The sequence below is a fragment of the Lacibacter sp. genome (genome assembly GCF_057361365.1).
Genome location: NZ_JBMQSG010000012.1, coordinates 251,959 through 260,632, shown reverse-complemented (window position 1 = coordinate 260,632; position 8,674 = coordinate 251,959). Strand labels below are relative to the sequence as shown.

At 39.3% G+C, this 8,674-nt stretch carries 10 protein-coding genes; all 10 read right to left on the bottom strand.

Annotated features, from left to right (window positions below; all coding sequences use genetic code 11):
- Positions 1-250 precede the first annotated feature (250 nt).
- A complete protein-coding gene (locus tag ACO1QW_RS13490; RefSeq protein ID WP_486259337.1) occupies positions 251-613 on the bottom strand; it encodes a CoA-binding protein in 363 nt (120 codons plus the stop codon).
- Positions 614-658: 45 nt separating this feature from the next.
- Positions 659-1,096, bottom strand: a complete 438-nt coding sequence (locus ACO1QW_RS13485) for a hypothetical protein (RefSeq protein WP_486259335.1) — start codon at positions 1,094-1,096, stop codon at positions 659-661.
- 31 nt (positions 1,097-1,127) lie between these two features.
- On the bottom strand, positions 1,128-1,481 hold the full coding sequence (locus ACO1QW_RS13480) for a hypothetical protein (RefSeq protein ID WP_486259334.1): 354 nt from the start codon (positions 1,479-1,481) through the stop codon (positions 1,128-1,130).
- Between the two features lie 88 nt (positions 1,482-1,569).
- The gene (locus ACO1QW_RS13475) at positions 1,570-2,076 is read right to left on the bottom strand and encodes a GbsR/MarR family transcriptional regulator (RefSeq protein ID WP_486259332.1); all 507 of its coding nucleotides are present in this window, start codon (positions 2,074-2,076) and stop codon (positions 1,570-1,572) included.
- Between the two features lie 54 nt (positions 2,077-2,130).
- Positions 2,131-3,267 (bottom strand): NAD(P)/FAD-dependent oxidoreductase, encoded by a 1,137-nt coding sequence (locus ACO1QW_RS13470; protein ID WP_486259331.1) that lies wholly within the window; start codon positions 3,265-3,267, stop codon positions 2,131-2,133.
- The gene (locus tag ACO1QW_RS13465) at positions 3,260-3,961 is read right to left on the bottom strand and encodes a methyltransferase domain-containing protein (protein ID WP_486259329.1); all 702 of its coding nucleotides are present in this window, start codon (positions 3,959-3,961) and stop codon (positions 3,260-3,262) included. The genes ACO1QW_RS13470 and ACO1QW_RS13465 overlap by 8 nt, the downstream gene beginning before the upstream one ends.
- Positions 3,954-5,042, bottom strand: a complete 1,089-nt coding sequence (locus ACO1QW_RS13460) for a type III polyketide synthase (protein WP_486259327.1) — start codon at positions 5,040-5,042, stop codon at positions 3,954-3,956. Before ACO1QW_RS13460 ends, ACO1QW_RS13465 begins: the two co-directional genes overlap by 8 nt.
- Positions 5,035-5,898, bottom strand: a complete 864-nt coding sequence (locus ACO1QW_RS13455) for a UbiA family prenyltransferase (protein WP_486259326.1) — start codon at positions 5,896-5,898, stop codon at positions 5,035-5,037. The genes ACO1QW_RS13460 and ACO1QW_RS13455 overlap by 8 nt, the downstream gene beginning before the upstream one ends.
- Before the next feature lie 76 nt (positions 5,899-5,974).
- Positions 5,975-7,801 (bottom strand): hypothetical protein, encoded by a 1,827-nt coding sequence (locus tag ACO1QW_RS13450; RefSeq protein ID WP_486259325.1) that lies wholly within the window; start codon positions 7,799-7,801, stop codon positions 5,975-5,977.
- Between the two features lie 40 nt (positions 7,802-7,841).
- Positions 7,842-8,600, bottom strand: coding sequence for a type I methionyl aminopeptidase (gene map / locus ACO1QW_RS13445; protein WP_486259323.1), 759 nt, complete (start codon positions 8,598-8,600; stop codon positions 7,842-7,844).
- Positions 8,601-8,674 lie beyond the last annotated feature (74 nt).

The following is an 8,674-nucleotide window of genomic DNA, read 5'->3' as shown; positions in this document are numbered from 1 at the left end:
ATGCGTATGTGCTCGCCATTGAATTTTCTCCATTTCATGTGCTAAATTTTTATTTGATTTTGGCCACATGGCACCAATAGTGTGGTGTCATAAAAAAGTGGTTTCCCTAATTTACGAAACTATTTTCAGCGAAAGCAAGGCGCTGCAATTATGTGTTTGTTAACAGCTGGGGATAACGGGGATATGACGATGGATGACAGACCACAGACGATGAACATTTACAACGACGGCATACGGTTAATGCGTACTGTTAGTATTGTCCCGTGCCCAGCATCACCAAGGTACATGCTTCCATGGGCTGAATATCATTCTCAAGAGCAAGTTGCTTCAGTTCTTCATTCTCGGCACCCGGGTTGAAGATGATGCGTTTAGGTTTTAAAGAAAGGATATAATCGTAATACTGTTTTTGATGTGTTGGGTTCAGGTAAAGTGTAACAGTATCAATATTTTCAATCGCACGTTTTTCTGTTTCGATTGTTACATCACCCACCTGACCAGTATGTTTACCAATACCAACCACTTCATGGTCCTTATTACGCAAACGTTGAATCGCAAGGTAGCTGTAGCGATGCGGCTGATCAGATGCGCCGAGTACAAGTGTTTTCTTTTTCATACTCTAAAGTTAACGACAATTTTTCGGAAGGGGTTTCGGCAGTAATTAATTAAAATATTGGATAAGATTGGTTACAAACAACCAAATAAACACCACAGCAAATGTGAAGAACAATGTATTCATCAATACTTCACCAATTTTGAATATGAGTTTATTGGGAATTTCATACATGGGGTAGTATGCGAACTGAGTGATTACTTTTCCGGTCCAGTATGCTGCAATTAACCCGGTTATGGCAATTGCAAGTGGACTACCATTCTTTAATTCATCTGCCAACAAAAAAGAAATCAAACCAAAAGAAAAATTCAAACCTTGTATATAGCGTCCATAAGTTTTTGCAATTTCCTGGTTAAGTGGTTTTAGTTTTTTGATATCGTTATACCAATCAAAAACTTTATGACGAACATAAGGATAAACCAATGCTGTGAAGACTTGACCGGCAGCACCGGTGTAAATAAGCCAATTGGGGATTGTGTAGTTCATAACATTGTTTTGATGATAAATTATTTTTGTCTCATTTCAAATGCACTAACTCTTTCAATTCTAAGGCACGTAGCTCACGCCAGCAGATCCATGTATATAGCACAGCCATAAAAGGAGCAGCAAACAAAAGAATAAATAAGCCTATGCCGACAGGGATAAGCAAAAGAAGAATAACAACCAGCCAGTGATAATATAAACGAAGACTTCTGCTATTCGTAAACCAATGCATCATTGCATGAGTGATCATACCAATAACATGCAACCCGCCCACAACAAAATACCCTGTCAATATCAATTCATCGTCTCTGGTAATGAGCCAGCTTATAGCAAAGGCGGCGATTAACAATACACTACTGTAAAATTCTATTTGCTTGAACAGTTTCATGTTTTATGTATTTTAAAATTTCAGAAAAAAATGAAAGATATATGTTTTAAAAAAGCCGAACGAATCGGCTGTATTGATCAGTGATCAATTATTTAAAGAGCTTTATGGCCGTGCTGATGAACCAGTTCTCATCACTTTTCACAACAACATCAAGCATACTGTCGGCATGTGCACCAAATTTCTTAATACCACTGATGGTATCAAGAAACGTTTTTACTTCTTTATCTTTTTTATCGCCATCCACTTTACTCAACTGATCCATCAGTTTCATCATGGGGTCAAGTTCACGCTTCTTACGTTCTTTAATGATCTGGCGTGCTACTTTCCAGATATCTTTTTCGGCTGTAAAATATTCTTTACGTTCACCTTGTATCAACACACGATCAACCAAGCCCCAATCGATCAGGTCACGAATGTTCATATTCACATTACCACGGCTGATATTTAATTGAGCCATTACATCGTCCTGTGTAAGTGGGTCAGGACTGATCATCAGTAAGGCATGTACCTGGGCCATGGTGCGGTTAATACCCCAATGCGTACCCATTGCGCCCCAGGTGCTGATGAACTGTTGTTTGGCTTCCGATAATTTCATGGGCCTAAGTTAGCAAACAATTCCGAATTTTCAGTAATTACTGAAAATTAATTTTTAATAAGATTGGCCGTGGGTGACTCGTATAAGTGGTTTGGCCAGGAAGGGTAGTGCCTTGACCGAATTGATGAACATGTTTGTGACAGCAGGTTTACCGAATAAGCTTTGGATAAGCCTGCCTGTTTGCAAGCGTTTTGTAAACTGTTGTTGCCAGTTGCTGCTGTAAATTTCTTCCATCTGTTGCCTCGTTATATGTTGCTGCAAAAAAGTATGTATCTGGTTGAATGCAAGTTTGCTTCCATGTAATGCCATACTCATTCCGTTTCCACAAAGTGGTGTGATCATGCCGGAGGCATCGCCGATCATCAAAACATGATGCTCCACTTGTTTTTTTTGTTCGAAGCTAATCTGCGAAATGGTGACTGGCGTGTCGTAAAGAATTTCAGCCTCGGCAAATAGTTGTTTAAGATGAGGATTTTTGCAGAGGATGCTTTGCTCCATTTGCTGAACACTGTTGTTATTTTTTTTCAGGTTATTAGCGGTGGTTAAATAGCAGAGGCAATATTTGTCTTCTTCAATCTGTGAAATACCGCAGTACCCATTTTCGAAATTATGCAATGCAATAACATGTGCAGGTCGGTTGATGCGCACATGATATTTAACTGCAATATAGTTGTTTAGTTTGTTGGGTTTTTGTTGAACAAAAGATCTGTTCCATTTTACATCGAAATTACTTCGTTTACCAAAACAGCCGGCAGCTACTTTAGCATTAAACTCACCAGCGGTTGATTGAATACTGAATTCATCATTTGCAAAATTTATATCGTTAACCTTTGTTTCTTCAAGCAAAGTAACATTGTGTTGTCGTGCAATGTTCGCCAGCATTTCATCAAGTTTGTATCGGCTGATACCAAATCCACCAAGCGGCAGTTCATGCTTGAAGATGTTGCCGTTGGGTGAGGATACTTCGAGCTGTTTAATGATTGGCAAATTCAATTCGGATAAAGGCACACCTAATGATTCAAGAAAATTCCAGCTTTCCATGCTGATGTATTCGCCACACACTTTATGGTAGGGATACTTTTCTTTTTCAAACAGCACTACCTCATAACCTTGCTTTGCTGACTGAATAGCCAAAGCTAACCCGGCAAGACCGCCGCCGATAATTGCAATATCATAATGCTTTTCAAACATGTTTAAAAATAAGCAGCCAGCGAAATGCCCACATCCATTTCAGTTCATAGGTGCTAATAGATGATCGTTCACAGATCTGCATGATCTCTTCCCGTTTAAATCCTCTCTTTACACTCAATGGGGCATCATTTTTTACAAGATAAGATTTAGAGAAAAGACGGGTGAGCAATTTGATTGAATAATACGCCAATGTATGGCGGTGCAAATCGTTCACAAAAAAACCCAGCGTAGAATTGTTTTTCATCCAGGTAAATTGAAATCGTAATTCATCTTCTGTAAAGTGGTGACAGAACAGCGAAGAAAAGATTATGTCTGGCTTTTGAGGAAATACAGTTGATGAATAGTCGGAACAAATAAATTCGATCCCTTTATTTTCTTCTCTTGATTGAGCATAAGCAACACAATGTGGGTTGATATCAATGCCAATTAATTGAATGTTGATGCTTTTTCTTTTGCAGTGTTGTTGTACTACTCTTAGGTTGTCGCCGCCACCGCAGCCAATTTCACAAACAAGCAGTTGCGTGTGACTTACCCTATTCAATAATTGCTCAAGACCTTTGATCGTAATTTTGTGACCACCCAACCATGTATTAATAACATCAAGCTCTTTCATATTCTGCCTGATGTCTTCAAACGGACTATCATCACCGTCAAGTATTTCTTTTTGATATGATCGTTTAGAAAGATCAGGCATGTGTTGAAGCTACAAAGGTTTCCATTGTTAAACCAGGGCCAAAGGCTGCGCCAAAAATGGATTCATTATCGCTGCTGTTTTGCATCAATTCTTTCAGCACAAACAATATAGTTGGAGATGACATATTACCGTAGTTACGCAACACATCATAACAAGCTTGTAGTTTTCCTTCTTCCAATTCTAACGATTGATGAATGGTTTCCACAATACGTTTGCCACCCGGGTGAATACACCAATTGCTGATATCTTTTTGTTGCATGCCAGCGTGTTGCAGTGCACGTTCAACCAAAGGAGCAAAATCTTCTTTAATAAGATCAGGAATATATCCACTCAAGGTCATTAAAAAACCTGTTGATGAAAGTTCCCATGCCATATCCCGTTTGCCTTTTGGAACGATTTCGCTATAAAAACTTTTTAGATATAAACCGTCTGTTGTTGCATCATCATGCATTACTAATGCAGCTGCACTTCCATCACCAAACAAAAGAGTGGAAGCAATGCTGTCAGGGCTTGTTTCTTTCTGAAAGTGCAAAGTGCATAGTTCCGTACAAACAACCATTACTTTAGCGTTGCGAACTGTTTTGCAGATCATGTCTGCCATTTTTAATCCATGTATAGCTGCGTAACATCCCATGAAGTTGACAGAAGTGCGAAAAATGTTTTTTGGAAGATCCATCAACTCCATCACCATCAAATCCAGACCTGGTGCACTCATGCCGGTGCAACTCACCGTAATAAGGTGGGTAATATCCTGGCTGTTGATCTTTCCTGAAATACATTGCCGGATTGCATCAACAGATAACGGTGCCGCATAGCGATTAAACCAGCGCATGCGTTTTTCAAGATCAGGAAACGGTTCAAGATTTTCGGTATGCGGATAAAATTTCCATTCAGGTAACTGGTGGCTATAATCCGGAACAACGGAATACCGTGTTTCAATGCCACTATGATTGTAAAGAAATTTTAATTTCCTGTTTTCGGTCGAGTCCAACGCATACACTTCCTGCATGAACTGAAGGATATCTTTCTGTGCATGTTTAAATGCCGGAACGGCTGTGCCAATTGAAACAAGTTTACTCAAATTGATTCATGATTAAGATCGTAATGAATGCCGCATTGGTGCATATACTTGCCAAAACATTCATTTGCATGGTATGTTTAAAATCGGCAAAACTATCTTCTCTCCACACTTTAGCTGCCCACCATAAGAAATAAACGAGAATGGGCAGAAAAAAGATGGCCAGGATAAAAAATTCTTTGATCATTAATGACGAAAAGAATGTGTATCCAACAAATAACATTGCAACAGAGTAAACAATAGCACAGAATATGAACGTTCTACGATAGCCCAGCATGTAACTGATAGTTGTAACACCATCTTCCTTGTCCTGCTTGTGCTGATAGATTTGTGTGAGTGGATAAAACCCACCGATCAATAAGCTTGCTGCTATCATACCTGCAATCGGCATGCCTGTTTTAAGCAACATGGATGATCCATGAAACACCATCCAGAAAACCAGGCCTCCCTGGAGTGTAATGACAGTAAGGTAGCCAATGATGGGGTATTGTTTGAGCCTGATGCCACGATAGCTGTACAATCTTGAACCAATAATATAAATAAGAATACCTAGGGCAAACGGGGGGCTTATAATGAATGAAAGCGCAATTGCCAAAACATCCATGGCAACCGTTACATAAAATAATTGCTTTGTGGGTTGCAGAGGGTTGGCCAGGCCGCCAATAGGGGAGTCGTCCCTGTCCATATAACTGTTATAACCATTGCTTGATGGATATACGAGGACATGCAGAATAAAAAAGATCAGTGCAGCATTTATCCAATTGATGTTTACGAGTTGCGTTAACGCAAACCAAAACACCGGCATTAAAAAAATGGAGAAATGAAATCGCAAAAGCTGTATTGTACTTTTCCTTAACATGGTTGATAATGCTTATTGTAAATGTAAGCTTTGTTTATTTCGGCTGGCTTGCAGTTTAAGGAAGTGATGTGATCTATTAATAGAATTCCAGCTTGAGATTTTTGATGAGCAATGGTTTGCGGGCTAAATTCCACACAATCGCTTTTACCTCGTCGCCTTTTTGCAGTTTAAACGAAAGCGGTACATAGAAGTGAACCGGTTCCCATTGATCAATATCCGAATGACGAAGATCAATACGTGCATGTTTCAAGCAGGAGCTATCAGCTAGTCCGATTTTATTGTTAATCTTAATTGCTTTCCACAATAATGACTCGCCATTACGTGTAACTGTTAACACCATCAACTGGTATCGGTACCAATCATATACTTGTTCAGGTGCGTTGAACACGCCGCTTGTTTTTATGTATTTCGCAGCGATATCTTTTTCCGTAATAAAATATTGTAATGAAGCAGGAGAAAACTCTTCCTGCTCACTCATGCGGATGAAATCTTTTTGTTGCACACTGTTGTATAAGTTGAGTTCGGCATAAGCTTTAAGTAAAGGAAGCGATGATGATGAGGGTTGTTTTTCTCCACAATCCATTACCACAAGATCATTGTAGTTGAGTTTTGATTTAAAAAGTGTTTGAAGATTAAATTTTGCATTCGACTCTTCGCTCCACATTTCTCCTTTTGCCTGTTGAATGCTCTGTTTAATATTTACGAAGCAGCAAAACAATAATAGTATCCACAATGCAATCTGTATGATTCTCTTCTTTGCTGGGATGCTTATTAATGATGCCAAAGGGATTGCCAGCAAAGGGTAAAGATGGATCATTGGGCGGGAGCCAAAGCCGTTGATATAATTGTAACACCACCACGAGTAAATGACGTAAATGTATATCGGCAATAGGGTGAAGAATAATAATTGCACATTCCTGAAACGTTTGGCAAACACAAGTCCAGCCAACGCAAACAGCATGATAGGTGTATAAGCCAGCCAGCCATTCTTAAAACCAAACAGACCGTCAACGATCTTTGGATGTAAAAAATCAAAGCTTTGGTTTGCATAACTGTCGTAGAAAAATGATCCTCCAAATTTTTTCCAGTAGAGTAGTTGAGGAACTAGTGGCAACAAAAAACAAACAGCTGCAATGCCGATAAAGAGAGCATTCTTCCGGATGAATTGCTTTTTTTCAACAAACGATGACCGATTGTAAATGCCAAACAAAACAGGAATAAGCAAACATAAAATATCTGAAGGGCGAATGATGGTTATAAACCCTGTAACGAAACCGATCAGCACAAATAACAGTATCGAAGGTTTCTTATGCACTTTGATGGTAAGAAACAACAGCAAAGCATACAGGAAAAACAACGGGCTGTGTGCCATGCCAGCCTGGTAGAAAGAGAACCAGAAAAGATTGGTGCCTATCAGCATGAGACAGGTTGTTGCAATTGCCGTGTTGCGATCAACAAATTCCAATAACGATTTAAATACGAAAAACAAACCCAGCAAAAGATAAGCAATCGTTGAAATGCGAATGGCGTTTGCATAGGTGTTAGTAAAACCATCTGCTTCTTTGTTTGATATTTTTTTAATACAATGCGCCGTTGCAAAAAATGGCAATTCAAAAAATGCAGTACCATAGCTGTATTGATTAACTACATATCCTTTTTTGCTTTTGCCCAATTGAGCAGACATTGCAGCAACATAATTTGTCACAACCGGATCTATGCCTTTGTCTTTTGGTAAAGTTTCCGGGTTGCCGACATTATTGTAAATAAAAGTAGTGGGCAGGTACAAATAATAACCTAACGCATCTCCGTAAAATACAAGACTCTTTCTCCCATGCATGGAATAAAACAGGCAGGAGATAAGGAGAGTTATCGCCAATAAAATGTTTGTAAATGTTTTACCCATTCATTGCAATATATACAGACGGCACGACTTATATTATTAATCAGACGCCATTGGCTGCCGTAAGAATAACCGGCTTGCCATCAGTTACGATGATGGTATGTTCATGCTGCACAACATAACCACCTTTGTTGCCAACAAAGGTCCAGCCATCTGCAAGTTCAATAGCTTGTGTTGAATGTGTAGCAATAAATGTTTCAATGGCTACAACTGAATTTTTACGAAATCGTTTTGTATTGAAGCGATCGTAATAGTTCGGTATCTCCAGCGGATCTTCGTGCAAACTTCTGCCAACGCCATGACCCGTTAAATTTTGTATCACCTTGCAATTGGCTTTCTTTGCTTGTGTTTCAATTAGCTTTCCAATGTCTGCAATACGCACCCCGCCTTTTATACTATCAAGGGCATTATATAAAATTCGTTTCGATAGATCGACCAATGGCTGATGTTGATGCAGATCTTCACCCACAACAAAAGAACCACCATTATCCGACCAATAGCCATCTAACTCAGCCGATACATCAATGTTCACCAAATCACCTTCCTGCAGAATAATGTTTGTAGAAGGAATGCCATGAGCAAATGATTTGTTTACACTAATGCATGTGAAGCCAGGAAATTTATAAGTGAGATATGGTGCTGACTTAGCGCCCATCTCTTCCAATAATCTTCCGCCATAATCATCCAGTTCTTTTGTGCTGATGCCGGGCTTTGCATATTCACGCATGGCTTTCAGCGTAACAGCAACAGCGTTACTGATCTTTTGCATGCCTTCCAGTTCTGCATTATTGGTGATGGACATAAAGAATTTGTTTAGTTGATAAAGATAGAATCAATCAGCAATAAAAAAATCCCGTTGCAGTGTTGCAACGGGAT

Coding starts and splice junctions, on each gene's coding strand:
- ACO1QW_RS13490 (WP_486259337.1), bottom strand. CDS start 613: ATGAAAAAGAAAACACTTGTACTCGGCGCATCTGATCAGCCGCATCGC.
- ACO1QW_RS13485 (WP_486259335.1), bottom strand. CDS start 1,096: ATGAACTACACAATCCCCAATTGGCTTATTTACACCGGTGCTGCCGGT.
- ACO1QW_RS13480 (WP_486259334.1), bottom strand. CDS start 1,481: ATGAAACTGTTCAAGCAAATAGAATTTTACAGTAGTGTATTGTTAATC.
- ACO1QW_RS13475 (WP_486259332.1), bottom strand. CDS start 2,076: ATGAAATTATCGGAAGCCAAACAACAGTTCATCAGCACCTGGGGCGCA.
- ACO1QW_RS13470 (WP_486259331.1), bottom strand. CDS start 3,267: ATGTTTGAAAAGCATTATGATATTGCAATTATCGGCGGCGGTCTTGCC.
- ACO1QW_RS13465 (WP_486259329.1), bottom strand. CDS start 3,961: ATGCCTGATCTTTCTAAACGATCATATCAAAAAGAAATACTTGACGGT.
- ACO1QW_RS13455 (WP_486259326.1), bottom strand. CDS start 5,898: ATGTTAAGGAAAAGTACAATACAGCTTTTGCGATTTCATTTCTCCATT.
- ACO1QW_RS13450 (WP_486259325.1), bottom strand. CDS start 7,801: ATGGGTAAAACATTTACAAACATTTTATTGGCGATAACTCTCCTTATC.
- map (WP_486259323.1), bottom strand. CDS start 8,600: ATGTCCATCACCAATAATGCAGAACTGGAAGGCATGCAAAAGATCAGT.